This is a genomic window from Streptomyces alboniger (assembly GCF_008704395.1).
In the GTDB taxonomy this organism is placed as follows: domain Bacteria; phylum Actinomycetota; class Actinomycetes; order Streptomycetales; family Streptomycetaceae; genus Streptomyces; species Streptomyces alboniger.
In genome coordinates this window covers 2,271,469-2,297,625 of record NZ_CP023695.1, presented here as the reverse complement: position 1 = coordinate 2,297,625, position 26,157 = coordinate 2,271,469, and the positions used below count along the sequence as shown (strand labels likewise).

Below are 26,157 nucleotides of genomic sequence, written 5' to 3'. Positions count from 1 at the left end.
GCGCCCGCGAGGGGCGGACGTGGGCTCAGACGGTCTTCAGCGGGCGGTGCGGGCCGTCCGGCAGGACGACCTCGATCGCGTCGCCGGGGCGGATCTCGCCGCCCTGGAGGACCACGCTCATGACGCCCGCCTTGTGGGCGACGGCGCCGTCGGCATCGCGCCCGACGAGCTTCTTCATGAGCCCGGCCCGGAAGCCGTCGATCTGGCGGCACGGATTGCGCAGCCCCGTGATCTCCACGACGGCGGACCCGCCGATGCGCAGCAGCGTGCCCGTGGGCAGGCCGAGGAGGGCGACGCCGCGCGTGGTGATGTTCTCGCCCAGCTCACCCGGTGCCACCGCGAAGCCGTCCGCCGCCAGTTCCTCGAACAGCTCTTCGTGGATGAGGTGGACCTGACGGAGATTCGGCTGGTCGGGGTTCTGCCGCATGCGGAAGCGGTGCTTGACCTTCTCCCCGGCGTGCACGTCCCCCTCGACGCCGAGCCCCGCGAGCAGCGTGACGCTCTCGCGGTTCGGCTTGCTGAAGGAGTACGTGGGGTTGCCGCTGACCGCCGTAACCTTCGCACCCATGTGGTGACCCTAACCCGCCTCGGCCGACCGGGACCGAACCGGGCCTCGGCCCCAGGGACCTCAACCGACCGGAATCAAGGTCAGATACGCGAGTCCGAGCACCGTGCGATAACCGCGCAGCCACGAGTCGCGCTGGGTGTCGACCCGCTCGCGCGTCTCGGCCGCCGACGGATGGTCCGGGTGCGTGGCGAGCCACTCCTCGACGTCACTGCGGTAGCCCGACTCGAACTCCTCCCACTCCTCCTCGCTCGCCGTCTCCACCCACAGCGGCCGGAACCCCGCCTCGATCGCCGCGTCCACCAGGCCGCCGAGCGACAGATACTCGTCGGCACGGGCGCCCGGCCACATCCCGGCCAGCTCGTCCGCGGTGGGCGTGCGCTGCCAGAAGCCCTCGCCGAGCACTACCCGGCCGCCGGAATTCACCAGCCCGCGCAGCGCCCGCAGCGCCTCGACCGTCGCGAGGGGCGGCTCGGCGGCGCTGAGCGCCTGGCTCGAACCGAGGCAGAGCACGACGTCGGCAGGGTCGCGCGTGACGCCCCTCGCCGACTCCTCCGCGAAGACGACCCGGTCGTCGAGGCCGAGTTCCCTGGCGGCGGCACGCCCGCGCGCCAGGTCCTCGGCGTTGATGTCCACGCCGACACCGGCGGCCCCAGGGGCGGCTCGGAGTATGCGGAGCAACAACTCGCCCCAGCCGCAGCCGATGTCGAGAACCGTGCGGGGGCCGGTCGCCGCGAGCCGCTCGACGAGGCGCCCCGCGCGGGCCTCGGAGAGAGGGCTGTGGAAGGCGAGGTGGGTGAGGCGCGGCGGAAGGTCGTTGTCAGTGGTCACGGCGGAGTCAGTGATCATGGCAGGGTCAGTGGTCATGGCGGGCGACCTTAGCCCGCCAATCGCCCTCCTGGACAGCGTTTTCCGCTCCCCGAAGAGTGCTCTGGGGCGCGTGGACACCGTGTCCGATCCGCTGTCCGATCGCTCGCTGTCACTCCTCCTCGGACGAGGCGTCCTCGTCCCGCTGCCGCACGTTCTTGTTCCTGGCCCCCAGCGTCGCCAGCACACCCACCGCCGTCCCGGCGAGCGCGGCCGGCACCATCCAGGCGCGGTTGAGGGAGTGGCCGAGCGCGTGGTCGGCGGAGTAGCGGCCGGGGCCCGTGACGGCGAGCGCCGCGCTGACCATGCCGAGGAACGCCGGATACTCGTAACCGCCGCCCTGGCTGAAGAAGCCGTTCGGTGTGTGCACGGCCGAGGCCCCCGCCATCGCGCCCGCCGCCGCCGAACCGGCCGCCGGGGTCGCGAGACCGAGGGCGAGCAGCGTGCCGCCGCCCGCCTCTGCGAGCCCCGCGACCAAGGCGTTCACCTTGCCGGGCACGTATCCGATGGACTCCATCCAGGCGCCCGTGCCCTGGAGTCCGCCCCCGCCGAACCAGCCGAACAGCTTCTGGGCGCCGTGCGCGGCGAGCACACCGCCGGTGCCCACGCGCAGAAGCAGCAGCCCGAGGTCACGTCGGTCCAGGCACGAACAGGTCATGAGGGCTCCCAAGTCGGTGGGTCCGGGCCGGTGGGCCGGCACGGTCGTCGGGGGGTGACTGCTCTCCCACCGTCCGACGGACCGGCGCCGGGCACCCGACCCGCGCCGCCGTACGGGTGAGGGCCCCGCGCCCGCCCGGTGGCGCGGCGGGCGGGGCGGTGTGAGCGTAGGCCCATGAGCATTCAGGTAAACCGCCTCGGCGACCCGGCCGTCCGCGCCTTCGTCACCGCCGTGAACGCCCACGACAAGGCCGCCTTCGAGGCGCTCCTCGCCCCCGGCGCGACCATGTCCGACGACGGCACCGACCGGGACATCACCGACTGGACCGAACGCGAGGTCTTCTCCTCCAACGGACACATGGACATCGAGTCGGAGTCGGACGGTGGCCGCACGCTGCTCGTCACGTACCGCAACGACACGTGGGGCGAGATGCGTACCAAGTGGCGCTTCACGGTGGACGAAGCGGGCAGGATCACCCGCTTCGAAACGGGCCAGGCCTGACGGTCAGTGGCAGTTCTTGGTCCCGTTGTCGCTCCGGGTCCAGGAGCAGGAGTCCTGGAGCGACCCGCTCGGCTTGATCAGGCGGGCCTTGTCGTCGGTGTTGTTCCAGACGTAGTTGCCCTGGCCCCAGTAGCGCACGCCGGAGGCGTTCGTGCCCTGGCCCGTGCGGACCTTGACGGTCTTGCCGGCGCCGATGTTGTAGCTGCCGAAGGTGTACGTGTAGCCGGTGTTGTCCTTGAGCTTGTAGCCCTTGAGCTGGATCGCGGACCGCGTGCCGTTGTGGATGTTCACCCACTCCGCGTTCAGCGAGGAGTTCGAGCGGGTGTCACGGCCCGGGCTGTCGTACTGGATGAAGCCGAGGTGCAGCCCGCCCTGGTGGCGCGCGGTCGCCGCGGAGGCGGGCGCGGCGGCGAGCAGGGACACCGAGAGGGCGGTGGCGGCGAGCGCCGCGGGGGCCATGGTGCGTATGCGCAAGGAGTGCTCCAAGTGTGAAGTTATCGTGGAGAGGAGCCGAGCATACGGGGTGCACGCGCCCGCATTGAGGCGGTACCTCCGATTCCGCTTGGGGAGATCCCGCACCCGCTTCAGCAGTGCTCCCCGCCTCGCCCGCCCCTCAACCCCGCCCGATGTAGGGCATGTTGGTCGCCATCACCGTCGCGAACTGCACGTTCGCCTCCAGCGGCAGCTCCGCCATGTGCCGCACCGTGCGCGCCACGTCCGCCACGGCCATCACCGGCTCGTTCGCCAACTGCCCGTTGGCCTGGAGGATCCCGGACTGCATGCGCTCGGTCATGTCGGTCGCGGCGTTGCCGATGTCGATCTGCCCGACGGCGATGCGGTACGGACGTCCGTCCAGGGAGAGTGACTTGGTCAGGCCCGTCAGGGCGTGCTTCGTCGCCGTGTACGCCGCCGAGTTCGGGCGCGGCGTATGTGCCGAGATCGACCCGTTGTTGATGATCCGGCCGCCCTGCGGGTCCTGCTCCTTCATCTGCCGGAACGCGGCCTGCGCGCACAGGAACGCGCCGTTGAGGTTGGTGTCGACGACACTGCGCCAGGCCTCGTAGGAAAGCTCCTCGACGGGGACGCCGCCGGGGCCGAACGTGCCGGCGTTGTTGAAGAGCAGGTCCAGCCGCCCGAAGCGGGCGCGCGCGGCGTCGAAGAGGGCGGCCACGTCTTCGGGGCGCGTCACGTCGGTACGTACGCACAAGGCGGCGCCGTCCTTCGCGCGGGCGAGGGAGGCCGTCTCCTCCAGTGCCTCCACGCGGCGGCCCGCGAGCGCCACCGACCAGTCGGCGGCGAGCAGTTCGAGGGCGACGGCCCTGCCGATCCCCGACCCGGCCCCGGTCACCACGGCGACCCTGGGGTCGGCCTGCGCGGCGGCCTCCACGACGTTTTCCGCGGCCGTCTCCACGACACTCTCCGCCGCGGCGACCACGGCGGCCCTCGCGTCACCCCCGACGACGGCCTCCGCGGCGCTGCCGGGGGCGGTCTCCACGCCGCTGCCCGTGGTGGCGCCCGCGGCGGTCTCCTCGGCACTGCCCGCGGCGGCGTCTGCGGCGGTCTCCTCAACGCCGTCCCCCGCGCAGCCCCCCGCGGCAGCGGCCCCCGCAGCCCCCACCGCGGTCTCCGACTCATTCCTTGAGGAAGTTCGCTCAGCGTTCATGGCCCCGCAGCGTACGGGAGGGCCGGCCACGCGGACATCATCCGCCCGCCATGCGGCTGTTGTGTACGCGACAGGCGCAGGTCGTCCCCCGCCACTTACATGCCCCTGACAGCAGTCGTCAGGGGAGGGCCACATGACACCCGCAGGCCAGCAGTACGCACCCGAACTCCGGGCCGCCGCACAGCACTTGGCGCGCCGTCGCTTCCTCACCACCACCGGCGCCGCCGCCGCGCTCGCCTTCGCCACCAACCTGCCCACCGCGGGCGTCGCGGGCGCCGCCGAGCTGGACGCCCGTCGCATCAAGGACGACCCCTTCACGCTCGGCGTCGCCTCAGGTGACCCGCTGCCCTCCTCGGTGCTGCTGTGGACCCGGCTCGCCCCCGCCCCCTACGAGCCGGGCGGCGGCCTGCCCAAGGAGCGCGTCACCGTCCACTGGGAACTCGCCCACGACACCCGCTTCCGGCGCATAGCCAGACGAGGCGTCACCACCGCGCACCCCGAGTTCAACCACACCGTGCACGTCGAGGTGGACCACCTGGAGGCGGGCCGCCGCTACTACTTCCGCTTCCGCGCGGGCCAGTGGACCAGCGGCACCGGCCGCACCCGCACCGCACCCGCGCCGGGCAGCCGCCCCGGGTCCCTGACCCTCGCCGCGGTCTCCTGCCAGGCGTACCACGACGGCTACTTCACCGCGTACAAGCACCTCGCGCAGGACGACGTCGACGTCGTCTTCCACCTCGGCGACTACCTCTACGAGTACGCGGTCGACTCGGCCGGCGGCGCCCGTAAATACACCGACCGGACGCTGCCCGCGCACTACAACAAGGAGACCCAGACCCTGGAGGACTACCGCCTGCGCTACGCCCTCTACAAGTCCGACCCCGACCTGCGCGCCGCCCACGCCGCGCACCCCTTCGTCGTCACCTGGGACGACCACGAGACCGAGAACAACTACGCCGACGACATCGACGAGAACGGCAACCCGCCCGCGGAGTTCCTGCTGCGCCGCGCCGCCGCCTACCGCGCGTACTGGGAGAACCTGCCGCTGCGCCGCCCGCAGCTGCCGAAGGGCCCCGACGCACAGCTCTACCGGCGCCTCATCTGGGGCCGCCTCGCCCAGTTCGACATCCTCGACACCCGGCAGTACCGCTCCGACCAGGCGTACGGCGACAAGGCGCACGCCCCCGGCCCCGAGACGGACGACCCGGCGCGCACCATCACCGGCGCCACCCAGGAGCGCTGGCTCCTCGACGGCTGGCGCCGCTCGCGCGCCCTGTGGAACGTGGTCCCGCAGCAGGTCACCTTCTCCCAGCGCAAGCTGGACCTCACCGCGCGGGCCAAGCTCTCCATGGACGCCTGGGACGGCTACCGCGCCTCCCGCAAGCGGGTCCTCGCGGGCGCGAGGGCGGCGGGCCTCGACAACCTCATGGTCCTCACCGGCGACGTCCACGTCGGCTACGCCTTCGACATCAAGGCCGACTTCGACGACCCCTCCTCCAAGACCGTGGGCACGGAGATCGTCGCGACGTCCATCGCGAGCGGCAAGGACGGCGCGGACAAGCCGGCCAACTGGGAGACGTACACCAAGGCCAACCCGCACCTGAAGTTCTACAACGGGCGGCGCGGCTACGTGACGGTCGGGCTCGGCCGCGAGGAGGCGCGGGCCGACTTCAAGACGGTGTCGGCGGTCACCACGCCGGGTGCCCCCATCAGGACCGCGGCGTCCTTCGTGACGGAGTCCGGCGACCCGGGGCTGCGGCCCGCGTAGGCGCCGTCCGCGGCGGCGTCCGACGTCCTGAACGCCAGCGCCAGGTCGTTCTCCGCGGTGAAGAAGGGGCGCACGGAGGCGGTGGCACCGGCCCGGCCGCCGGGCGCCTGGGCGGCCGGATACACATCGGTCCGCTTGCGGTCGACGACGTCGCCGATGACGCGCCCCACCCGGACCGGCTCACCCCCGGGAGACAGCCGCAGCGCCAGATCCCAGGTCTCCGGTTCCCCGTCACCGGCGTCCAGCACCCGGGCGTACGGCAGGCGGAAGCGGAAACGGTCCGCTCCACTGGTCGTCACGTCGGCCTCGAAGGCGGCGGACGGATCGCGGCGCGGCACGGCGAGCAGGCGGGGCCGCTGCCCCTCGGCGAACTCCGCGCCGTACAGCGTGCCTTCCACCGAGCACGACGCCGGGCCGGTGGCCAGCGTGTGGGCTTCGGCGTGCGCGGGGCGGCGCCACGTCCGCAGGGACAGGTTGTTCTTGACGGTCGTATAGGGAATCCACCAGCGAAAGGGCGCTCCCGGCAGGGCTTTCAGGCCCAGCAGGTCGCGTTGCTCGACGGTCGACGACGCGACCCGGCGCCGTACGCCGTCGTCCGTCCGCACGACGTGGAAGTCCCAGCGGCCCTCGGCGAGCCGGTGCGCGCGGCGTTCCAGCACGGCCGTCCAGGGCGCCTCGTCGCTCTCGGGCGGGCGCAGGGGAACCGCGAGCAGATCCTCGCCCCGGCCCGCGGAGCCCCGCCGGGTCGCGGTCAGCGTGAACGCGCCGCCCGGCAGGCCGGCGCGGTCGAGGCGTACGACGAGATCACCCGCGGCGTCCACCGAGCAGGCTGCCTTAGGACGCAGCGCCCCGAGGCTCGCCGAGCGCCCGCGTCCGGCCGTACGCACGGTCCGGCCCAGCGCTCGGCGGGTCGCGGCCCCGGCGCGACGCGCACCGGCCGCCATCCGCAGGCCGAGCGGGACCGGGGCGGGCGGGGAGGAGGCGCGCAGGTCGGCGATCAGCTCCTCATAGCGCCGGGCGATGTGCTCCGGGGCGTACCGCTCGGCGTTGCGGCGGGCGGCGGCGCCCATGGAGCGGCGCAGGTCCGTGTCCTCGATGAGCCTGATGAGGCCCCGGGCGACGGCGGCGCTGTCGCCCGAGCGTACGAGCAGCCCGTCCTCGCCGTCCCGGATGATCTCGGCGGGCCCGTGGGGGCAGTCGGTGGCGACCACGGGGGTGCCGCACTGCATGGCCTCCACGATGGTCATGCCGAACGACTCCTCGCGGGAGGTGACGGCGGCGATCGCCCCCTTGGCCCATTCGGTGGCGAGGGAGGGGGTGGCGCCCATCAGGAACACGTGGTCGCTCAGGCCGAGTTCGTCGATGCGGGCCCGCAGCGCGGCGTGCTTGGGGCCACGTCCGTAGATCCGCAGCTTCCACCCCGGGTGCGCGGCGGCCACGGTGGCGAACGCGTCCACGAGGAGGCCGTACCGCTTCACCGGGATGAGCCGCCCACCGGCGATGACCAGCGGGGCCGCGCCGTCCGACGGGCCGACGCCGGGCAGCGGCGAGGCGTTGGGGACGGACACGATCGGGGTGCCCGTCGACGCGAGCTCTCGGCGGTGCACGACGGCGTCCGCCTCCGTGACGGTGGTGTGCGCGTCCAGGGAGGCGATGGCCGCGTCCTGGGCGGCGCGGATGCCGGGCTCGTGGGTGCCGTAGACCCGGTGCTCCTGGCCGATCCGCAGATAGTGGCCGCGGCCGAACTCGGCCAGGTAGACCACCAGGCCCGGCCTGGTGGCCACCACCACGTCGGCGTCCGTACGGCCGAGGAACCGGGCCACCCGCTGATCGGTGAGCGCGTCGAAACCGGCGCCTGCCGCCTCGACGCGCGGCACCAGCGCGGTCGGCTCGCCCAGCAGCTTGTGGTCGAGGTCGCCTCGCGGCGCGTGCGGGCGCTTGTCGATCAGGGGGCGCAGCCGGACCTTTCTGCTGAGCGGCAGGGTGGGCCTGTCGTGCGTCCGCCAGACGCTGACAATTTCAACGTCATGGCGCTCGGCGAGGGCACCGGCGGAATTGAAAGTGGCGCGGACGGTGCCACCGATTCCATATGCGTTCTGTAGCAGAAAGGTAATTTTCATTGTGCCTTGTCCGGATCGGCAATTCGTCAGGGAAGGCCACTTTTCCACGCCGTGCGGGATTTCCCGGTGAGCACACGCCTCGGGGCGCGATGGCTACCCCGTACGGTGAACGGGCGGTAGCCGCGTTGACCTACCAGGACTTCACGGCGCCGGACATCAAGAGAATTGCGTGAACCAGCGTTGCCCCGGATCTTTTGCGGTGCAGGCGGCCATCCGCAGCCGGGGCCGCGGCCGCAGCGGATCGTCCTGCGTCAGGCAGCCGCCCGCGGTACGCAGCTGTCCTCGCCGCGTGACCGTCCACCAGGCCGGTGCGGCGGAGCAGGGCGCGAGGACGACGGCCCGGCCCTCGGCCCGGACGCAGCGTCGGCCCTCACCCGTCCGCTCGGTCCGCAGCACGCCGTCCGCGAGGCGCCACCGCTGCCGGAGAGCGCCGGTGCAAGGGGCGGTGCGCAGCTCACCGCCGTCCCGGGTCAGACACAGGTCGGGGTCGGTGAATCCGGAATCCGTGGCGCCCAGCCAGGAGACGACGGTGCCGGGGCGGGGGTCGGGCGTCCGGCGCGGATAGCTTCGCTCCAGCCATCGCGCGTAATGCTCCGCCGGCTTCCTGACGGGTTCGCAGTAATGCCCGGGGCAGTGCTCCACCCGCCTCTCGTCATGAATGTAGTAATGCTCGAAAATGGCCGCCTTGTGGGCGGTCCGGACGGAATCGACATTGGGTGGGCGCATGATATTTCCGTACCCCTCGTATCCCGTCAGCCGGATAGGGTGTCCCGATTCCAGCCGGGCGCGGAGAGTCGCCAGGCGAAAATAGCGGGCGGTGATCGCGTGATCGCTGTGGTCGGCCCATTCCTTGCCGGAGGACCGTAGGGAGGTGTTCGCGTAATCCTGCGTGCGTACGGTATCGGGCCGAAAACGCTTGATGAGGGCGGTCAAGGTGGCGACCAGGTCCCGTTCCGTATAACGGGCGGAGCCGTCCACGGCGGTGAGGGAGTGAACCCTCCACCGGAAAAGGGCCAGCAAGCTGTCGCGGCGCGACGATTCCTCGCGCCAGCCGCCGTCGGGCAGCCGCAGGAATACCAACCGGATGTCCGGCCCCAGCGGCCCGCCGCCCCAGCGGACGCCGTGCAGGGTTCGCCCCCCGGCCCGCACGGGCGCGGACTCCCAGGGGCTGGGTTCCCCCGGCCGCATCGGCACCCCGGCGAGAGCGCTGTACGCCTGCTGCACGCCCATTTCGCGGCGGACCGCATACCCTCCCGCCCATTCCAGATGGGCATCGCCCGCGGTCACGTACACGACGCGGACGCAGTTCCCCTTTTCGAAGTCCTCGGAAATCGCCGGATTGATGAACAAGAGGTCGTCATCCTGGTGCGCCACTCCGACCAGCGTCGTGGCACGGCACTTTGCGCCGCCGGGCGAATCGTCCGGCGCGGGCGCGGTGAATGCCAGGGTGGCGAGTCCGACGAGGACGGACAGCACCCACGTGTAGCTGCGAATGGCACGTAACTCCGCTTCTCGCGCGAAGCCGGGGCCCGTAAGATCTGCCCGGCGATGAGCCAAACGAGTGGGACTTCGGATCGTCACCCATTCGGAGCTGCGACCATGGACGGCGGAACGGACCACCGAGAGGGGCGGCATGCCTGAGCGCGGGCAGACAACAGAAGAGCACGAGATACCGAAGGCGGCGGGACCGGAAAGCTCCGCCGCCCTCCGCCGCACCGGGGCCCTCGTCACCCTGGTACTCGGCGGCCTCACCGCCGTCGCCCCGCTCTCCATGGACATGTACCTCCCGGCCCTGCCGCAGGTCACCGACGCCCTGCACGCCCCGGCCGCGACCGTCCAGCTGACCCTCACCGCCTGTCTGACGGGCATGGCCCTCGGCCAGCTCGTCGTCGGCCCGATGAGCGACAAGTGGGGACGCCGCCGCCCGCTCCTCATCGGCCTGCTCGTCTTCGTCCTCGCCACCGCGACCTGCGCCTTCGCCCCCACCGCGGAACTCCTCATCGGCTTCCGCCTGCTCCAGGGCCTCGCGGGCGCGGCCGGCATCGTCATCGCCCGCGCGGTCGTCCGCGACCTGTACGACGGCGTGGAGATGGCCCGCTTCTTCTCCACCCTGATGCTGATCTCGGGCGTCGCCCCGGTCGTCGCGCCCCTCATCGGCGGCCAGGTCCTGCGCTTCACGGACTGGCGCGGCATCTTCGCCGTCCTCACGGGCGTCGGTATCGCGCTGACCCTCCTGGTGTGGCGGTTCCTGCCCGAGACCCTCGCCCCCGAGAAGCGGCACAGCGGGGGCACCGTCGCCGCGCTGCGCACCATGAGGTCGCTCCTCACCGACCGTGTCTTCACCGGCTATGTGATCGCGGGCGGTTTCGCTTTCGCGGCGCTGTTCGCGTACATCTCCGCGTCGTCCTTCGTGGTCCAGGAGATCTACGGCGCGTCCCCGCAGACCTTCAGCGTCCTCTTCGGCGTCAACTCCGTCGGCCTGATCATCGTCGGCCAGATCAACGGCAAGGTCCTCGTCGGCCGCGTCAGCCTCAACAAGGCGCTCGCCAGTGGTCTGACGATCATCACCGTCGCCGCGCTGGCGCTCCTGCTCATGACCTCCGGTGTCTTCGGCGAGGTCGGCCTCGTCCCCGTCGCCGCCGGACTCTTCGTCCTGATGTCGGCGATGGGCCTGGCCATGCCCAACACCCAGTCCCTCGCCCTCACCCGCGCCCCGCACGCCGCCGGTTCCGCCTCCGCGCTGCTCGGCACCTCCTCCTTCCTCATCGGCGCGCTCGTCTCGCCGCTCGTCGGCATCGCGGGCGAGGACACCGCCGTCCCGATGGCCGTCGTCCAACTGGTCTGCGCGCTGGCGGCCCTCGCGTGCTTCGTGGGACTGTGCCGCCCCTGGCGGCACGCGCCCACGGAGGAGGCGGACCACTGAGCGCACCACGGCTGCTGCGCACCGGCACCCCCGACCGCGCGGGCCTCGACCCGGACGAGATCGACCGTCTCGTCGCCGAGGTGCGCGAGCTGCCGCGCGGTCCGCGTCCTTGGTGCGCGGGCGCCGTGGTGCTCGTGGGCCGCGGCCCGGTGATCGCCGCCGAGGAGGCCGCGGGCTGGGCGGTGCGGTACGCCTCGTACGACGCCCGCGGCGACACCGGCGTCGAGCTGCCCCGAGAGTGGCGCGTGCCGATGCGCACGGACACGCCCTTCGACCTGGCCTCGCTCACCAAGCTCTTCACGACCGTCGCGGCCGTGCAGCAGCTGGAGCGGGGCACGCTCGGCATCGACGCGCTCGCCGGGGCGTACATCCCCGAGTTCCGGGCCGCCGCCGAGCACGGCGTCACGGTGCGGCAGCTCCTCACGCACACCTCGGGGCTGCGGCCCGAACTCCCGCTGTACGACTGTCCGGACCACGCCTCCCGGATCGCCGCCCTGCGCGCCGAGGCGCCGGTCACCGAACCCGGCGAGTACGTCTACTCCGACCTGAACATGCTGCTCCTCCAGCACATCCTGGAGCGCCTGACCGGACAGCCCCTGGACGTCCTCGTCCGCGAGGGCATCACCCGGCCGCTCGGCATGGCCGACACCGGCTTCGGGCCGCGGGCGGACGCCGCCGCGACGGAGGACCAGCGCAGGCCCTGGGCGAAGGTGGACCGCGGGATGCTGCGGGGGGTCGTCCACGACGAGAACGCCTGGGCGCTCGGTGGCGTGGCCGGGCACGCGGGCCTCTTCTCCACCGCCCGCGACCTGGCGGTGTTCTGCCGCACACTGCTGTGCGGGGGCTCGTACGGGCGGGCCCGCATCCTCGGCCCCGACTTCGTCGAGCTGATGTTCACCGGCTCCGGGCTCGGCTTCGGCATCGACCAGCCGTGGTTCATGGGAGAGCTGGCGGGGCGGGGCGCGGCGGGCCACACCGGCTTCACGGGGACGTCGCTCGTCCTCGACCCGGCCACGGATACGTTCCTGATCCTGCTGGCCAACGTGGTGCACCCCCGGCGTAGGCCCGGGGACAGCACCCCAAGGGCCTCGGCGGCCACGAGGCTGGCCAGGGCGGCCCAGGACAGCTGACCTCGCGCGGGCGCGTCGTGGTTGCTCGCGCAGTTCCCCGCGCCCCTGACGGGGCCCGGCCCGGGGTCGAGCCCCGAAGGGGCGCGGGGAACTGCGCGACCAGCCGAAGGCGAGCCGCACCCGGCAGGACGGCAGCGGTAGGCAGACGAGGCCGCCCCCCGCCCCCGTAGGATCAGTGGGTGAACGAGCTGACATCCCCGGGGGAAAAGCTGAGCGGCGCCCTCGCGAGGGCGCTGGACGGCGTGCCGCCCTCGCAGGCCTCGCAGGCCGTGGCGCGGCTGATCGAGAACTACCGGGGGAAGACCCCGACCGGCGCCCCCATCCTGCGGGACCGCGCGGACGTCGCCGCCTACGCGGCCTACCGCATGCCCGCCACCTTCGAGGCGGTGCGCTCCGCGCTGGAGGCCCTCGCGGACGCGGCCCCCGAGGGCTGGGTGCCCGGCAGCCACGTGGACGTCGGCGGCGGGACCGGCGCCGCCGTCTGGGCGGCCGCCGCGACCTGGCGGGGCGAGCGTCCTGTCACGGTCCTGGACTGGGCCGAGCCCGCCCTGCAACTGGGACGGGAACTGGCGGCGGAGGAACCCCGGTTGGCCGCCACGCGCTGGCAGCGCGAACGCATCGGTGCCTCGCTCACCGTCGAAAGCGCCGAGCTGGTCACCATCTCGTACGTCCTCAAGGAGCTGACCGACGCCGACCGCCGCTCGGTCGTCGACGCCGCGGCGCACGCGGCCACGCAGGCCGTCGTCGTCGTCGAACCGGGCACCCCGGACGGCTACGCGCGCGTCATCGAGGCACGCGACCAGCTCATCGCCGCCGGATACCGGGTCGCGGCCCCCTGCCCGCACAGCGCGGCCTGCCCCATCGAACCGGGCACGGACTGGTGCCACTTCTCAGCACGCGTCAGCAGGTCGTCCCTGCACCGCCAGGTCAAGGGCGGCTCACTGGCGTACGAGGACGAGAAGTTCAGTTACGTCGCGGCGACCCGCTTCGACCCGGTCCCGCCGCCGAACCGGGTGGTGCGCCGCCCCCAGATCCGCAAGGGCCAGGTGCTCCTCGACCTGTGCGGGGCCGAGGAGCGGCGGCTGCGCAGGGAGACCGTGACCAAGCGCCACGGCCCCCTCTACCGCGCGGCCCGCGACACGGACTGGGGCGACCGGTGGCCGCCCCGGTCCGAGTCGCAGGAGTGACTCAGGCGCCCCAGGTGCCCTGGTCCACGGCGCAGTTCCAGCCGTTGCCGCGCACGGAGAACTTCACCTTGTAGCTCCGCGTGTTCAGCAGGTGCGTACGCACCTTGACGCCGAGCTTGGCCTTGCCCGCGAGGCTCTTGTCGTAGACCGTGACGGTCTTCGACGTCTTGTGGGTGACCTTGCCGCCCTTGGGCGTGGCCCTGCCGAAGCGGATGTTCTTGACGTTGGTCACCGTGAAGCTGACCTTCTTGAAGCTCTTGGTGCTCTTGTTCTTCAGCCCGAAGTACAGGCCACCGTTGGTCACCCAGCCGTTCCGGTCGATCTGGAAACGGGAGGTGTAGACGATGTCGATCGGGCAGCCGGAGCTGCGCGGAGCGGCGCTCGGAGCGGCCGACGCGGCCTTCGGCTCCGGCTTCACCGACGCGGACGCGGCCCCCGCCGTACCGAGCTGACCCGCGGTGAGTGCCCCTGCGGTGGCCAGGACCGCGACGGACGTGCGCATGCGATTCACTGCGCTGATACCTCTTCTTCCCCCTGGGCCCGGGTGTGGGCCCGACTGTTTGGTTGTCGTGGTGCGTCGCGTGGGAACCGTCTGTCTGTTCCCACGCGCCCGTATTGGTACCACGAGGACCCTCGTTAAGTGGAGTTGACGCGCTTCTTACAACCTTCTTAGACGATGTGACTATTCACATCCCCATGACAACCAAGATCGGTTCGCTCACTCTCTCCATCGCCCTGGTCCTTGCCGCGGCCGGAGCGAGCGCCTACGCCTTCACCGCCGAGGCCGAGCCCGTACACGGCAAGCAGGTCGAACTGGCCGTCGACGGCGGCACGGCCGTGGTCGACACCGCCTCCCTCGCCGTACGCGCCCACACCCGCGACGGCCGCGACCTCACCCTCTCCGACGCCTCCGCCACCGACCTCGGCCGGCCGGGCCCCGTGACGCGTACCGGCAAGGGGAGGGTCCGTTGGAGCTACCCCGAGCGCGGCATCGACGTCACCGCCGGCACCGACCACGGACGCCTCTCGCTGAGCCTGAAGGCGCACCGCGACACCGCCGTCAGCTGGCCCGTCACCGGCACCGACGCCGCCGCCTCGGCCCTCCAGCTCCCGCGCGGGGAAGGCCTGGACATCCCCGTCAAGGACGCCTTCTGGACCACCGGTGAGGGCGGCCTCGGGGGCAGCACCCTCGACGTCGGCGCGGAGCTGACCCTGCCGCTGTGGGGCTACTCCCTCGGCAGGCGCACAGGAGTCAGCTATCTCACCCCGACCGACATCGGCACGACCCTCGGCTTCACCGCCCCCGGCGGCCGGCTGCGCGCCACCGCCGAGCACGCCTTCGACGGCGGCGACGGCACCCGCGACTACTCCGTCACCTTCGCCCTGACCGACGGGAACCCGGTCGCGCCGGCCGCCGACTACCGCTCCTACCTCGCCGAACGCGGTCAACTCGGCAGCCTGAAGCGGAAGATCGCGAACAACCCCGCCACCGGCCGACTGCTCGGCGCCTTCCACGCCTACACCTGGGGCGACGCCCGCAAGGCCGGCGGCGTCGAGCGGCTGCGCGAGCTGGGAGTGGACCGGATGTGGCTCGGCTACGACGGCGAGCCCTACCCGGACAGGGCGGCGGTGAGCGCCGCCAAGGGGGCCGGGTACCTCATCGGCCCCTACGACTCCTTCGCCAACGGCCAGGACCCGAGGACCGCCGACGCCCCGAACTCCGCCTGGCCCGGCACCGTCTACCCGGACTTCTGCGTCCGCGACGCCAAGGGCAAGCCGGTGACGGGCTTCGGCGGACGCGGCTGCTACCTCAGCTCGCGGGCCTTCGAGCGGGCCGAGCCCCGCCACCACTACCTGGCGGACCGCACCCGCGGGATGGTCGCCAACGGCGCCGACAGCTACTTCCTCGACGTCGACGCCACCGGCGAACTCTTCCGCGACCACGGCAAGGGCCACCGGATGACCAAGGCCGAGGACCGCGAGCACCGCCTCGCGCGGATGCGGCGCATCGCGGCCCGGGGGCTCGTCCTCGGCTCGGAGACCGCGCAGGCGTGGGCGAACAGGACGCTGGCCTTCGACCACGGCGGCGCGACGCCGGTCGCCGACGGCCTGTGGAAGCTCCAGAGGGACCGCGAGAAGTGGGGCGGCTACTACCCCGAGGGCGCCCCCGGGGTCTTCTTCAAGCCGGTGGACCTCCCCGCCGGCCTGGCCAAGGCGATGTACGACCCCCGCTACCGCGTCCCGCTCTACGAGACCGCCCTGCACGGCTCGCTGGTCAACACCGAGCGCTGGGAACTCTCGTACGAGAAGCTGCCGGGCCAGAAGACCACCCGCGCCCTGCTCGCGATGCTCTACAACACCCCCCTCAACTACGTCCTGGACGGCCCCTCGCTGAAGAAGCACGGCGCCGAACTGGCCGCGCTCCAGAAGTACTTCTCCCCCCTGCACAAGGCGGCCGGCACCGAACAGCTCACCGGCTTCCGCCAGTTGTCCAAGGACCGCACCGTCCAGCGCACGGTCTTCGGCGAAGGGACGCTGACCGTGACGGCCAACTTCGGCACCAAGGCGTACAAGGGCCTGCCGGGCGGCTGCGTCGACGCCCGCCTCAAGGGCGACGACGCCCCGCGCCGGCTCTGCCCGGCGAAGGTGACCGGCTAGGCCCGTAGCGGACCGGCTAGGCCCGCAGCTCCTGCGTGCAGCACTTCACGCTGCCGCCGCCCTTGAGCAGCTCGCTCAGGTCCATTCCGATGGGTTCGTAGCCGCGCGCCCGCAGCGGCTCGAAGAGCCCGAGCGCGGCCTGGGGGAGCAGCACGTGGAGCCCGTCGGAGACGGCGTTGAGCCCGAGCGCCTCGGCGTCGGGCTCCTCGGCGATCACCGCGTCGGGGAACAGGCTCCGCAGGACCGCCCGGCTGCCGGGCGAGAAGGCGGGCGGGTAGTACATGACCTCGTCCGCCGCGTCGTCCAGGACGGCGAGCGCGGTGTCCAGGTGGTAGTAGCGGGGGTCGATGAGGTCGAGCCCGATCACCGGGCGGCCGAAGAACTCCTGCGCCTCGCCGTGGGAGAGCGGGCTGGCCCGGAAGCCGCGACCGGCCAGGACGTAGGAGGAGGTGACGGCGAAGTCGCCCTCGCCCTCGTTGATGTGGACGGGCTCGTGGATCTCGGTGAAGCCGTGCGCGCGGAACCACTCCAGGTGGGCCGCGGCCTCCTCCTCGCGCTCGCGGTAGGCGAAGCGCGCGCCGAGCACCCGCCCCTCCACGACGGTCGCGCCGTTCGCGGCGAAGACCATGTCCGGCAGTCCGGGCCGGGGGGTCAGCTCCTCGACGGTGTGGCCGAGCGAGCGGTAGCGGTCGCGCAGGTCCTCCCACTGGGCGACGGCGAGCGGGACGTCGACCGGCTTGCCGGGGTCCATCCAGGGGTTGATGGAGTACGTGACCTTGAAGTGTGCCGGTGGGCACATCAGATAGCGCCGGGGTGTGGCGCGCCGAGGAGAGCGAGGAAAACGGGACAAAGAAGGCTCCTCACGTACCGCAGGGTCGTGTGCTGCCCCGTGTGGGCCAGCCGCTGCCTATGGTGCGGCAGTTGCCGCCCCCCGTGGGGCAGTTGCTGCCCATAGTGCGGTGTGAGGAGCCTTCGCGCAGTGCACCGAACGGGTGGTTGCGCGCTCTACGACCGACCGTGCGCCTCGCGGCCCTCCCGCAGCCTGCGCACCAGCTCGCGCTTCTGCTCCTGGGGGCTGAGCCCGCCGCCGACACGTCCACCGCGGCCGGCGCCGCGCAGCGTCTTGCGGGAGAGGTTGCTGCGGGTGCCGCCGACGCCCAGCATGTTTCCGGATCCGCCTCGGGTCATGTGGCCCACCTCCATCGAATGAGCGAGACGCCGCGTCTCGCTTCGAGGTCTACTTTGGGCGAGACGCTGCGTATTGTCAAGACGGTACGTCTCGGTTCGGCCGCTGCTACATTCGAAGGCATGGCCCAGAAAACCGCCCCGGACTCCACGCGCCGCAGCGAACGCTCGCGCCGCGCGATCTACGACGCCGCCCTCGCCCTCGTCGGAGAGGTCGGCTACGCCAAGCTGACGATCGAGGCCATCGCGGCCCGCGCCGGCGTCGGCAAGCAGACGATCTACCGCTGGTGGTCGTCCAAGGGCGCCGTCCTGCTCGACGCCTTCCTCGACCTCGGCGAACAGGCGGCCAGGGCCGCGAGCGAGAACGCGGGCCGGGGCGAGATCCAGACCGAGATCACGAACTCCGGGGACCTGGAGGCCGACCTCAAGTTCGTGATGCGGGCCACCGTCGACGAGTTCAACGACGCCAAGTACGACGCTCCCTACCGCGCGCTCGCCGCCGAGGGCCTGCTCAACCCCGAGCTGGGCGAGGAGTTCGTGGAGAAACTCCTCGAACCGCAGCTCCAGCTCTTCGTGAAGCGCGTGCGCCAGGCCCAGGACGCGGGCCACGTCCTGCCGGACGTCGACCCCCGCATCGCCCTGGAGCTGTGGGCGAGCCCGCTCGCCCAGCGCTGGCTGATGCGCTCGGGCCCCCTGACCCACGCCTACGCGGACAAACTCGTCGAGTACGCCCTCTACGGCATCACCCCGCGCCCCGCGGCCTCCTGACCCGGCGGTCGGCCGACCCCGCTATGCGCGCCCGGCCGGCCCCGCGGGCGCTACCGGCGTACGCGCCAGGAGGCCCGGAGTATCCGTGATGACGCCGTTGCAGCCGAGCCGCAGCACCCGGTCGCGCTGCTTCGCCGTGGTCACCGTGTGCGCCCACACCCGCGGGACACCCGAGTTCACCGCGCGCCGCAGATCGCTGTCGCGCGCCTTGTAGTCCACGTCCAGGACGTCCACGTACGACGTCCACTGCTCGGGCCGGTCGGTGCGCATCTGCTCCTTGGAGCGCCACAGCTGCGCGAGCAGGCCCAGCTCGTGGGCGCGGCGCGCGACCGAGGGCGTGTTGGTGTTGACGAAGACCGAGCGGGTCAGGCCGCGGGCGCGGATCATCCCGGCGAGCTTGCCGACGCTCCGCGGATCCTTGGCCTCCAGCATCAGCATGATGCGTCCGCCGAACCGGTCGAGGACCTCCTCCACCGTCGGCGCCCGCTCCGGACGCCACCGGCCGGGCAGTGAGGCGTCCGGCCGCACCAGGACGCCGTGCCACTGGTACCGGTCGAGGAGGTGCACAGGACCCGTCGCGTACGTGGTGCGGTCCAGCGTCTTGTCGTGCATCACCACCAGGGTGCCGTCGCGCAGTATCCGCGTGTCGAAGTCGATGACCTGGGCGGTGCCGCGCTCGTACGCCGTGAGCAGCCCGGCCATGCTGTTCTCCGGGACCTCCAGGGCGCCGCCGCGGTGCGCGGTGTAGACGACACGGGGAAGCGCGTCCAGGGTCAGGGGCACGCGGCCCCACTCGATCGGGGCGAGGTAGCCGCTCGGTGCCGTGAGGGTCAGCGCCGTGAGGCCTGTCAGCGCAGTCGTAATGACCATGGCGACACCGTAGGGGGGTAAAGGGTAATTCACCACTTAGTGGGCGATAGGGCGTGATAACCGCCAGTGGCTGGCATCACCCCGGCCACCCCGGATGTGGGCTCCGGCCCCCCGAAGCGCAGGATGGTGGGACCATGGGTCATGCTTTCGGCACAACGGCGAGGTGAGGGGCTAGATGGGCGCGGAGTTCGGCAGCCGGTCCGGCGGGCAGGGCAGGATTTCCCAGTGGCTTCGCCGGCGTCCCAAGGACACGACGGCCGATGACCGGGCCCGGGAGGACCTGCTGCTGGCCGCCGCGGGCGCCGGCCTGCCGCTCGCCCCGGCCGCGTATCCCTCGGGGTACCGATGTTCCTGCGACCGCATCGGCTGCCCCACCCCCGCACGGCACCCCGTCTCCTTCGCCTGGCAGACGCAGTCCACGACCGACCGCGGTCAGATCGAGCGCTGGGCCCGCCACCAGCCCCAGGCGAACTTCATCACCGCGACCGGCATGGTCCACGACGTCCTCGACGTGCCGATGGACGCCGGGCGCGAGGCCCTGCGGCGGCTCCTGGAGGCGGGCATCGACGTCGGCCCCGTCGCCGAGTCGGGCGACGACCGGATGCTCTTCTACACCGCCACCCGCGGCACCCCCGAGGACGAGGACGAGTGGTGGCCCTGCGAGCTGGACTGCCACCCCGAGACGATGGACGAGCACCCCGGCCTGCGCTGGCACTGCCGCGGTTCGTACGTCCTGGTGCCGCCCGCCAAGCTCCCCGGTGACCAGGGCGTGCGCTGGGTGCGCGGCCCCGAGCACCCGCTGCCGGACCCGCTGACACTCCTGGAGACGCTCACCGACGAATGCGCGCGGGTCGCGGGGGAGCCGCAGCAGGACATCGCCGCCTGGCCGCTGCGGGGCTGAGCGCCGGTACCGGAGGGCGCGCTACTGCTCGCCCTTCGCGCCGGTGAGCCCCTGGATGCGGCCGAGGAACGTGACCTTCCCGCCGTCCGGCTCGGCCGGGTCCAGGACCACCTGGTTCGAGACGCGCTCCAGCGTCACCGACTGGTTCGCCTCGCCCTTCAGCAGGGCCTTCACGTCCGCGTCGAGATTGAGGTCGACCCCCTTGGCGGCCGTCTGGTTCTCGTAGTGGTGCGTGGCGAAGAAGACCATCGCCCCGCCGTCCTTGGTACGCAGCCCCACGGGGGCGAACGCGCCGGAGTGCATCGGGTAGTCCAGGTACCGCACGCCCACCCCGAGCCGTTTGGTGTTCCGGTCGCGGATCGCCTTCCACTTCGTCGTGTGGTCGCCCGGCGCGAACGCGTCGCCGCCCGACTTCAGGAACGTCGTGTACGTCTTGCCCAGGTCCTTGGGAGCCACGGCCAGATTCGCCGCCCCGGCCTCCACGGGCACCGCCCAGCCGTCCTTGTCCTTCTTCAGCTCGGGCACCTTGCCGGCCGCCACGAGGTTCAGATAGGACGCCTGCCACAGCTGGTCCTTGCCGCCCTTGGTGAAGACCCACAGCCAGCGCACGTCCTTGCGGCCGCCGACCGTCCGGTTGGCCCTGGTGTCGGCCACGAACCAGCGCGGCCAGCCGGCCTTCCTCGGGATCGAGTACGTGACGTCCGTGAGCTTCAGGGGCGTCGCCCCCGGGTTGCCGTTCGGGTGCTGGATCTGCCGCGACTTCAGGCCCGCCTGGTTGATGGCGCCCAGCGGACCGGTGACGCGGGCGGCGTCCGCGGCCGGGTCGTACGTCTTCTCCGCCTTGTTGTAGGCGGCCAGGAAGTCCTTCAGCGCCCCGGCGGCCTCGGCCTTCGTCGCCGTGGGGACGACCTCCCGCTCGCCGTGCACCGTCACGCAACCGGTCGCCGTCACCGACAGGGCGGTCACCGTCGCCGCCGCCGCGGCCGGACGGCGGACACCGCGAAGCCTGCGCACCTTACTCATGGGGTCCCTTCACCTACGCCCTTCCCGGGCCCGAACCCTACCGGGGCCGCACGGCCGCCTCGGCCCCGGTGGGGGGCTTGGCCGCCGACCGCGCGGGGGCGAAGAAGAACACCAGCGTCGGGATCAGATACAGCAGCCAGACCACGACCTGGAGAACCGTCGGATCCGGCTGGAAGTTGAAGACGCCCTTCAGGAGCGTGCCGTACCAACTGTCCGGCGGGACCGTCGCGCTGATGTCGAACGCCTTGTCCTGGAGCCCGCCGACGAACTCCGCCTCCTGGAGGTCGTGCACGCCGTACGCGAGGACGCCCGCCGCCACGACGACGAGCATCGCGCCGGTCCACGTGAAGAACTTCGCGAGATTGATGCGGACCGCGCCCTTGTAGAACAGCCAGCCGAGCACGACCGCCGTGAGCAGCCCGAGGAGCACGCCGAGCAGCGGCCCGTGCGAACCGTCGCCGGAGGCCCGCACCGACGCCCACACGAACAGGGCCGTCTCCAGGCCCTCCCGGCCCACCGCGAGGAACGCGGTCGCCACCAGCGCGGCCGTGCCCATCCGGAGCGCGGAGTCCAGCTTGCCGTGCAGCTCCGCCCTCAAGTGCCGTGCCGTGCGCCGCATCCAGAAGACCATCCACGTCACCAGCGCCACGGCGACGATCGACAGCGTGCCGCCGAGCGCCTCCTGCGCCTGGAACGTCAGCTCCTGCGAGCCGAAGGTCAGCGCGCAGCCGAAGCCGAGCGCGAGCGCCACCGCGACGCCGATACCGGTCCAGATGGGTACGAGCGCGTCCCGCCGCTCCGTCTTCACCAGGTAGGCGATGAGGATGCAGACGACCAGGCTGGCCTCCAGGCCCTCGCGCAGGCCGATCAGATAGTTGCCGAACATCGGCTACGCCTCCCCGGTGAACAGGCCCCTGCCCCACCAGTCGTCCTTGTCGCGGACGCCCGGCGGAACCGCGAAGACCGCGGAACCCACGTGCTGGATGTATTCGTTGAGCGCGTCCGAGCGCGCCAGATTGCGCTGGACCGGGATGAAACCGGTGCGCACGTCCCGCTGGTAGGCGAGGAAGAACAGCCCCGCGTCCAGGCGGCCGAGGCCGTCGGTGCCGTCCGTGAAGGAGTAGCCGCGGCGCAGGAGCGTCGCCCCGTCGTTGGCGTCGGGGTGCGCGAGCCGCACGTGCGCGTCGGGCTTCATCGCCTTCAGGAACGGCTCGTCGTGCTCCTTGGCCTTGCCGACCGGGGCGCCCTCGCCCTTGTCGCGGCCGAACACGTCCTCCTGCTCGCCGAGCGAGGTGCGGTCCCACGTCTCGATGTTCATGCGGATGCGCCGCGCCACGAGGTAGGAGCCGCCCGCCATCCAGTCCGGCCCGTCCTTCTCACCGACCCACACGTGCTGCGCGAGCGCCGAGGTGTCCTGCCCGGAGACATTGCGCGTGCCGTCCTTGAAACCGAAGAGGTTACGCGGGGTCTGCGCGTCCGGCGTCGTGGAGGAGGTCTTGCCGAAACCGAGCTGCGACCAGCGCACGGCGACCTTCCCGAAGCCGATGCGGGCGAGGTTGCGGATGGCATGCACGGCGACCTGCGGGTCGTCCGCGCAGGCCTGCACGCACAGGTCGCCGCCGCTGCGCGCCTTGTCGAGGTTGTCGCCGGGGAACTTGGGGAGGTCGACCAGGGCCTTCGGGCGCCGGCCGGACAGGTCGAACCGCTCGAAGAGGGAGGGCCCGAAGCCGATCGTCAGCGTCAGCCGGGACGGCTTGAGTCCGAGCGCCTCACCGGTGTCGTCCGGCGGCGCCTCGGCGAGCCCGCCGTGGGCGCCCTCGCCGACCGTGTGCCCCGCAGTCATCCGCGCGGCGGCCCTCGTCCAGTCCTTGAGGAGCTGGACGAACTCCTCGCGGTCGTCCGTCCGCACGTCGAACGCCGCGAAGTGCAGCCGGTCCTGGACCGCGGTCGCGATGCCGGCCTGGTGCGCGCCGTGGAAGGGGACGGCCGCCCCCGCGTCACCGGCGGGCACCGCCTCGTCACCGGAGCGGGTCATCGCCACCGCGCCGCCCGCCGCGGCCGCGCCGAGCGCGAGCCCGGCGCCGCCCCAGCCGAGCAGCGAACGCCGGGACGGCGGACGGGTGTTGTCCTCAGCCATCGTTCCCCCTCGCGCTACTTGGACTTCACTACGGCCGCGGCCAGCTTCGACAGCGGCTCCGCGAGCGCGTTCACCCCGTCTTGCAGCTCCTTGCGGTCCGCCTTGCCGACCTTGTCGTACGAGACGAAGTCGTAGGAGTCCTTGCCGCCCTCGCGGTACTTCTCCAGGAGCTTGTCCAGGGCCGCGAACTGCTTGTCGAGTTCCTCGGTGAGCTTCGGGTCGTTCTCGGCGGCCACGGGCTTGAGCAGCTCGTACGACTTCTCCGCGCCCTCGACGTTGGCCTTGAAGTCGACGAGGTCGGTGTGGGAGTAGCGCTCCTCCTCGCCGGTCACCTTGCCGGTGGCGACCTCGTCGAGGAGTTCCTTGGCGCCGTTGGCCATGGAGGTCGGGGTGATCACGGCCTTGCCGACGCGCTTCTGCCAGTCCAGCAGGTCCTTGTCGAGAAGGGTGGCCAGTTCCTTCTCCCGCTTGCCGATCTTCTTGTCCTGCCACAGGGCCCGCTCCAGACGGTGCCAGCCCGTCCAGTCCTTCTCCAGGTCCTGGCCCTCCTCCAGGCCGTCCTCGCGGACGTCGACCTTCGGGTCGATGTCACCGAAGGACTCGGCGACCGGCTCGGTGCGCTCCCAACCGATGCGGGAGTCGGCGTACGCCTTCTTCGCGGCCGCCAGGTCGCCCTTACGCACGGCGTCGGTGAAGACCTTCGCCTTCGGCAGGGTCTCGTCGGCCTGCGCCTGGGTGTAGGCGCGGTAGGCGGCGACGGCCTTGTCCAGGCGGGGGTCGCGCTTCGCGGTCTTGCCGCCGCCGGTCACGGTGATCTTCTGACGGATGCCGTCGCCCTTCATGCCGGGCTTGCAGGCGATCTCGTACGACCCGGCCCTCACCTCGGCGGTGAGCCTCTGCTTCGTGCCCGGGCCGATGTTCTCGCGCTCGCTGACGATGCGGTCGTCGGGGAAGAGGATGTAGACCTCGGTGACCTTGGAGCCCTTGTTCTCGATCGCCAGCTCGACGTGCCCGGCGGACAGCTCCTTCTTGGAGACCTCGCACTTGTCGTCGGTGGCGGTCACGCTGACGCTGTTCGCGCCGCCCTTCGCGTCGCTCTTCTCCGTGCAGCCCGTGACGGCGGTCAGGGCCGCCGCGGTGGCGACGGCGGTGACGACGGACAGGCGGGCAGGTCGCACGGGTCGCATAGAGGGCTCCAAGACGGGTCACTGACAGACATCGAGCCCCACCGCATCCCAGTGAGGCGGACCTAACTTAACCGACCCTTACCTCGGAGATACCCACCCGTTCCGTGATTCCGCTCTCATGCGGGGCCAGACCTGCCCGGCGCGGAGCGACGACCGGGGCACCGGTGCGCGGATGCGGGAAGACCTCCACCGGCTGCCGGTACACCTCCGAGAGCAGTTCCTCCTCGAATACGTCACCGGGAGCGCCCTCCGCGGCGAGGACCCCGCCCCGCAGCACCGCGACCCGGTCCGCGTACGCCGCCGCGAGCCCCAGGTCGTGCAGCACCACCACGACCGCGTCACCGGCGGCGGCCCGCTCCCGGCAGATCCCGAGGACCAGCTCCTGGTGGCGCAGGTCGAGCGCGGCGGTCGGCTCGTCGAGCAGCAGCAGCGGGGCGCGCTGGGCGAGGACGCGGGCCAGCGCGACCCGCGCCCGCTCGCCGCCGCTGAGCGCCGAGAAGGGCCGCCCGGCGAACTCGCCCACCTCCGTGGCCGCCATCGCCTCGCGCACCACCCGGTCGTCGTCGTCCGCCAGACGCGTCCCGGCCCACGGCGCCCGGCCCATCCGTACGACGTCCTCCACCACGAAGGGGAAGGACAGCGCGGCGGACTGCGGCAGCACCGCCCGGCGCAGGGCGAGTTCGGGCGCGGACCAGTCGGCCGCCGGGCGCCCGCCGACGCGCACGACCCCAGCGTCGGCGGGCAGATCCGCGGCGAGCGCGGCGAGCAGCGTCGATTTCCCCGCTCCGTTGGGCCCCACCAGAGCCAGCACCTCACCCGCGCGGGCGGCCACCGACACCCCGGCGAGGACCTCGCGCCCGCCGAGCCGCACCCGCACCTCCTCGGCCTCGGCGAGCACGTCACCGGCCGCGCCCCGCTCCGGCAGCACACGCTCGCGCCCCGCGAAAAGCCTCCTGCCCAGCCGCCCGATCACGCCCAACCCCCTTGCCTGCGCCGGGTCCTGCGCAGCAGCCAGAAGAAGAACGGGCTGCCGAAGAGTGCGGTGAGCACCCCCAGCGGCAGCTCGGCGGGCGCCGCCGTCGTGCGCGCCGCCAGGTCGGCCGCCACCAGCACAAGCGCCCCGCCGAGCGCGCTGCCGGGGACCAGGAAGCGGTGCCCGGGACCCGCGGCCATCCGCAGCAGATGCGGCACGAGCAGCCCCACGAAGGTGACGATCCCGGCGACGGCCACGGCGGCCGCGGTCAGCAGCGCCACGACCAGTACCAGCATGAGGCGCAGCCGCTCCACGTCCACGCCCAGATGCCGGGCGGGCCGCTCGCCGAGCGCGAGCAGGTCCAGCTTCCGCGCGGAGAAGGGCGCGACGGCGAGGCCGAGCAGCGCGCACGGCAGCACGGCGAGCACCTTCGGCCAGGTCGCCTGCGCGAGCGAGCCCAGCTGCCAGAAGGTGATCTGGCTGAGCTGCGCGTTGTCGGCGAAGAAGAGGCACAGACCGATCAGCGCCCCCGCGAAGGCGTTCACGGCGATGCCGGTGAGGATCAGCGTGACGACCTCCGTACGGCCGCCCTCGCGCGACATCACGTACACGAGCAGGACGGTCGCGAGCCCGGCGACGAACGCGCAGACGGTGACGGTCCAGTTCCCGAGGAAGCTCAGGCCGAGCGCGATGGAGGCGACCGCGCCGACCGCCGCGCCCGAGGAGATCCCGATGACGCCGGGCTCGGCGAGCGGATTGCCGAACACGCCCTGCATCAGCGCGCCCGCGCACCCCAGCGAGGCGCCGACGAGCAGCGCGAGCACCACACGCGGCAGCCGCACGTTCCACAGCACGCTCTCGCCGACCCGGTCGAGCGGGGCCCCGCCGAGCCCGGTCCGGTGCTGGACCGAGGCGATGACGTCCCCGAGGGGAATGCCGTACGCGCCGATGCCCGCCGAGAGCAGACAGAGCAATACGAGTACGGCGACGAGCCCGACGGTCAGCGGGAGGGTCGCGCCGCGCCGGGTGCGGGGCGTCTCTTCGGCGTCCACCGAGGCGGCCCGGCCCCCGGG

Annotated in this window: 24 protein-coding genes and 1 pseudogene; 8 read left to right on the top strand and 17 right to left on the bottom strand. The window is 72.2% G+C overall.

What is annotated here, in order from left to right; genetic code table 11:
• Window positions 1–25: 25 nt before the first annotated feature.
• From CP975_RS10120 to CP975_RS10110, 3 genes are all read right to left on the bottom strand, one after another.
• Window positions 26–568 (bottom strand): MOSC domain-containing protein, encoded by a 543-nt coding sequence (locus tag CP975_RS10120; protein WP_055536301.1) that lies wholly within the window; start codon window positions 566–568, stop codon window positions 26–28.
• A gap of 60 nt (window positions 569–628) precedes the next feature.
• A complete protein-coding gene (locus CP975_RS10115; RefSeq protein ID WP_055536300.1) occupies window positions 629–1,432 on the bottom strand; it encodes an SAM-dependent methyltransferase in 804 nt (267 codons plus the stop codon).
• Between the two features lie 112 nt (window positions 1,433–1,544).
• Complete coding sequence (locus CP975_RS10110; RefSeq protein WP_055536299.1) at window positions 1,545–2,090, bottom strand: DoxX family protein; 546 nt, start codon at window positions 2,088–2,090, stop codon at window positions 1,545–1,547.
• Between the two features lie 174 nt (window positions 2,091–2,264).
• Here CP975_RS10110 and CP975_RS10105 point away from each other — a divergent pair, with 174 nt between their 5' ends.
• Window positions 2,265–2,591, top strand: coding sequence for a hypothetical protein (locus CP975_RS10105; protein WP_055536298.1), 327 nt, complete (start codon window positions 2,265–2,267; stop codon window positions 2,589–2,591).
• 3 nt (window positions 2,592–2,594) lie between these two features.
• Here CP975_RS10105 and CP975_RS10100 read toward each other — a convergent pair whose 3' ends face one another.
• Together CP975_RS10100 and CP975_RS10095 are read right to left on the bottom strand one after the other, a co-directional pair.
• Window positions 2,595–3,065 (bottom strand): lamin tail domain-containing protein, encoded by a 471-nt coding sequence (locus CP975_RS10100; protein WP_055536303.1) that lies wholly within the window; start codon window positions 3,063–3,065, stop codon window positions 2,595–2,597.
• Window positions 3,066–3,204: 139 nt separating this feature from the next.
• Entirely contained in the window at window positions 3,205–3,978 is a 774-nt protein-coding gene (locus CP975_RS10095; protein ID WP_150477841.1) for an SDR family oxidoreductase, read from the bottom strand.
• Between the two features lie 409 nt (window positions 3,979–4,387).
• On the opposite strand from CP975_RS10095, the gene CP975_RS35400 reads away from it, so the two are divergent.
• Window positions 4,388–6,022 carry an alkaline phosphatase D family protein gene (locus CP975_RS35400; protein ID WP_150476776.1) on the top strand — a complete coding sequence of 545 codons (1,635 nt, stop codon included), beginning with the start codon at window positions 4,388–4,390 and terminating at the stop codon, window positions 6,020–6,022.
• A gap of 1,019 nt (window positions 6,023–7,041) precedes the next feature.
• Here the strand turns inward: CP975_RS35400 and CP975_RS35710 are convergent.
• Window positions 7,042–8,142 (bottom strand): annotated as a pseudogene (locus CP975_RS35710) (glycosyltransferase family 4 protein); the annotation flags it as partial.
• 156 nt (window positions 8,143–8,298) lie between these two features.
• A complete protein-coding gene (locus CP975_RS10080) occupies window positions 8,299–9,618 on the bottom strand; it encodes a ricin-type beta-trefoil lectin domain protein (protein ID WP_055528126.1) in 1,320 nt (439 codons plus the stop codon).
• Between the two features lie 157 nt (window positions 9,619–9,775).
• On the opposite strand from CP975_RS10080, the gene CP975_RS10075 reads away from it, so the two are divergent.
• The 3 genes from CP975_RS10075 (at window position 9,776) to CP975_RS10065 (ending at window position 13,382) form a co-directional block, all read left to right on the top strand.
• Complete coding sequence (locus CP975_RS10075) at window positions 9,776–11,065, top strand: Bcr/CflA family multidrug efflux MFS transporter (RefSeq protein ID WP_055528125.1); 1,290 nt, start codon at window positions 9,776–9,778, stop codon at window positions 11,063–11,065.
• Complete coding sequence (locus CP975_RS10070) at window positions 11,020–12,195, top strand: serine hydrolase domain-containing protein (RefSeq protein WP_055528124.1); 1,176 nt, start codon at window positions 11,020–11,022, stop codon at window positions 12,193–12,195. The genes CP975_RS10075 and CP975_RS10070 overlap by 46 nt, the downstream gene beginning before the upstream one ends.
• A 179-nt stretch (window positions 12,196–12,374) precedes the next feature.
• A complete protein-coding gene (locus CP975_RS10065; protein WP_055528122.1) occupies window positions 12,375–13,382 on the top strand; it encodes a small ribosomal subunit Rsm22 family protein in 1,008 nt (335 codons plus the stop codon).
• A 1-nt stretch (window position 13,383) separates the two neighbouring features.
• Here the strand turns inward: CP975_RS10065 and CP975_RS10060 are convergent, their stop codons facing one another.
• Window positions 13,384–13,884 carry a hypothetical protein gene (locus CP975_RS10060; RefSeq protein WP_246201444.1) on the bottom strand — a complete coding sequence of 167 codons (501 nt, stop codon included), beginning with the start codon at window positions 13,882–13,884 and terminating at the stop codon, window positions 13,384–13,386.
• Window positions 13,885–14,078: 194 nt separating this feature from the next.
• Here CP975_RS10060 and CP975_RS10055 point away from each other — a divergent pair, with 194 nt between their 5' ends.
• Window positions 14,079–16,040 (top strand): glycoside hydrolase, encoded by a 1,962-nt coding sequence (locus CP975_RS10055; RefSeq protein ID WP_055528120.1) that lies wholly within the window; start codon window positions 14,079–14,081, stop codon window positions 16,038–16,040.
• Between the two features lie 16 nt (window positions 16,041–16,056).
• Here the strand turns inward: CP975_RS10055 and ddaH are convergent, their stop codons facing one another.
• Together ddaH and CP975_RS10045 are read right to left on the bottom strand one after the other, a co-directional pair.
• The gene (gene ddaH, locus CP975_RS10050; RefSeq protein WP_342787934.1) at window positions 16,057–16,890 is read right to left on the bottom strand and encodes a dimethylargininase; all 834 of its coding nucleotides are present in this window, start codon (window positions 16,888–16,890) and stop codon (window positions 16,057–16,059) included.
• 155 nt (window positions 16,891–17,045) lie between these two features.
• A complete protein-coding gene (locus CP975_RS10045) occupies window positions 17,046–17,228 on the bottom strand; it encodes a DUF6243 family protein (RefSeq protein ID WP_055528118.1) in 183 nt (60 codons plus the stop codon).
• 120 nt (window positions 17,229–17,348) lie between these two features.
• On the opposite strand from CP975_RS10045, the gene CP975_RS10040 reads away from it, so the two are divergent.
• The gene (locus CP975_RS10040) at window positions 17,349–17,993 is read left to right on the top strand and encodes a TetR/AcrR family transcriptional regulator (RefSeq protein ID WP_055528117.1); all 645 of its coding nucleotides are present in this window, start codon (window positions 17,349–17,351) and stop codon (window positions 17,991–17,993) included.
• A 21-nt stretch (window positions 17,994–18,014) separates the two neighbouring features.
• On the opposite strand, the gene CP975_RS10035 is transcribed toward CP975_RS10040, so the two are convergent.
• Entirely contained in the window at window positions 18,015–18,863 is an 849-nt protein-coding gene (locus CP975_RS10035) for a glycerophosphodiester phosphodiesterase (protein ID WP_055528115.1), read from the bottom strand.
• A gap of 175 nt (window positions 18,864–19,038) precedes the next feature.
• Here CP975_RS10035 and CP975_RS10030 point away from each other — a divergent pair, with 175 nt between their 5' ends.
• The gene (locus tag CP975_RS10030) at window positions 19,039–19,764 is read left to right on the top strand and encodes a bifunctional DNA primase/polymerase (RefSeq protein WP_055528114.1); all 726 of its coding nucleotides are present in this window, start codon (window positions 19,039–19,041) and stop codon (window positions 19,762–19,764) included.
• Between the two features lie 21 nt (window positions 19,765–19,785).
• Here the strand turns inward: CP975_RS10030 and CP975_RS10025 are convergent, their stop codons facing one another.
• The 6 genes from CP975_RS10025 to CP975_RS10000 all read right to left on the bottom strand — a co-directional run bounded on the left by CP975_RS10025 (window position 19,786) and on the right by CP975_RS10000 (window position 26,136).
• Window positions 19,786–20,787, bottom strand: a complete 1,002-nt coding sequence (locus tag CP975_RS10025; protein ID WP_055528113.1) for an SCO2278 family lipoprotein — start codon at window positions 20,785–20,787, stop codon at window positions 19,786–19,788.
• A 37-nt stretch (window positions 20,788–20,824) separates the two neighbouring features.
• Window positions 20,825–21,673 (bottom strand): iron uptake transporter permease EfeU, encoded by an 849-nt coding sequence (gene efeU / locus CP975_RS10020; protein WP_055528112.1) that lies wholly within the window; start codon window positions 21,671–21,673, stop codon window positions 20,825–20,827.
• Between the two features lie 3 nt (window positions 21,674–21,676).
• On the bottom strand, window positions 21,677–22,924 hold the full coding sequence (gene efeB, locus CP975_RS10015; RefSeq protein WP_055528111.1) for an iron uptake transporter deferrochelatase/peroxidase subunit: 1,248 nt from the start codon (window positions 22,922–22,924) through the stop codon (window positions 21,677–21,679).
• A gap of 14 nt (window positions 22,925–22,938) precedes the next feature.
• The gene (gene efeO, locus CP975_RS10010; RefSeq protein ID WP_055528110.1) at window positions 22,939–24,102 is read right to left on the bottom strand and encodes an iron uptake system protein EfeO; all 1,164 of its coding nucleotides are present in this window, start codon (window positions 24,100–24,102) and stop codon (window positions 22,939–22,941) included.
• 76 nt (window positions 24,103–24,178) lie between these two features.
• Window positions 24,179–25,081: a heme ABC transporter ATP-binding protein gene (locus tag CP975_RS10005; RefSeq protein ID WP_425474314.1), complete on the bottom strand. Its 903-nt coding sequence runs from the start codon at window positions 25,079–25,081 to the stop codon at window positions 24,179–24,181.
• Window positions 25,081–26,136 (bottom strand): FecCD family ABC transporter permease, encoded by a 1,056-nt coding sequence (locus tag CP975_RS10000; protein WP_055528128.1) that lies wholly within the window; start codon window positions 26,134–26,136, stop codon window positions 25,081–25,083. The genes CP975_RS10005 and CP975_RS10000 overlap by 1 nt, the downstream gene beginning before the upstream one ends.
• Between the last annotated feature and the right edge of the window lie 21 nt (window positions 26,137–26,157).

Bases quoted from the DNA above. Each gene is read 5' to 3' on its own strand.
- CP975_RS10120 (WP_055536301.1), bottom strand. From the start codon at position 568: ATGGGTGCGAAGGTTACGGCGGTCAGCGGCAACCCCACGTACTCCTTC.
- CP975_RS10115 (WP_055536300.1), bottom strand. From the start codon at position 1,432: ATGACCACTGACCCTGCCATGATCACTGACTCCGCCGTGACCACTGAC.
- CP975_RS10110 (WP_055536299.1), bottom strand. From the start codon at position 2,090: ATGACCTGTTCGTGCCTGGACCGACGTGACCTCGGGCTGCTGCTTCTG.
- CP975_RS10105 (WP_055536298.1), top strand. From the start codon at position 2,265: ATGAGCATTCAGGTAAACCGCCTCGGCGACCCGGCCGTCCGCGCCTTC.
- CP975_RS35400 (WP_150476776.1), top strand. From the start codon at position 4,388: ATGACACCCGCAGGCCAGCAGTACGCACCCGAACTCCGGGCCGCCGCA.
- CP975_RS10075 (WP_055528125.1), top strand. From the start codon at position 9,776: ATGCCTGAGCGCGGGCAGACAACAGAAGAGCACGAGATACCGAAGGCG.
- CP975_RS10060 (WP_246201444.1), bottom strand. From the start codon at position 13,884: ATGCGCACGTCCGTCGCGGTCCTGGCCACCGCAGGGGCACTCACCGCG.
- CP975_RS10055 (WP_055528120.1), top strand. From the start codon at position 14,079: ATGACAACCAAGATCGGTTCGCTCACTCTCTCCATCGCCCTGGTCCTT.
- CP975_RS10045 (WP_055528118.1), bottom strand. From the start codon at position 17,228: ATGACCCGAGGCGGATCCGGAAACATGCTGGGCGTCGGCGGCACCCGC.
- CP975_RS10040 (WP_055528117.1), top strand. From the start codon at position 17,349: ATGGCCCAGAAAACCGCCCCGGACTCCACGCGCCGCAGCGAACGCTCG.
- CP975_RS10035 (WP_055528115.1), bottom strand. From the start codon at position 18,863: ATGGTCATTACGACTGCGCTGACAGGCCTCACGGCGCTGACCCTCACG.
- CP975_RS10030 (WP_055528114.1), top strand. From the start codon at position 19,039: ATGGGCGCGGAGTTCGGCAGCCGGTCCGGCGGGCAGGGCAGGATTTCC.
- CP975_RS10025 (WP_055528113.1), bottom strand. From the start codon at position 20,787: ATGAGTAAGGTGCGCAGGCTTCGCGGTGTCCGCCGTCCGGCCGCGGCG.
- efeU (WP_055528112.1), bottom strand. From the start codon at position 21,673: ATGTTCGGCAACTATCTGATCGGCCTGCGCGAGGGCCTGGAGGCCAGC.
- efeB (WP_055528111.1), bottom strand. From the start codon at position 22,924: ATGGCTGAGGACAACACCCGTCCGCCGTCCCGGCGTTCGCTGCTCGGC.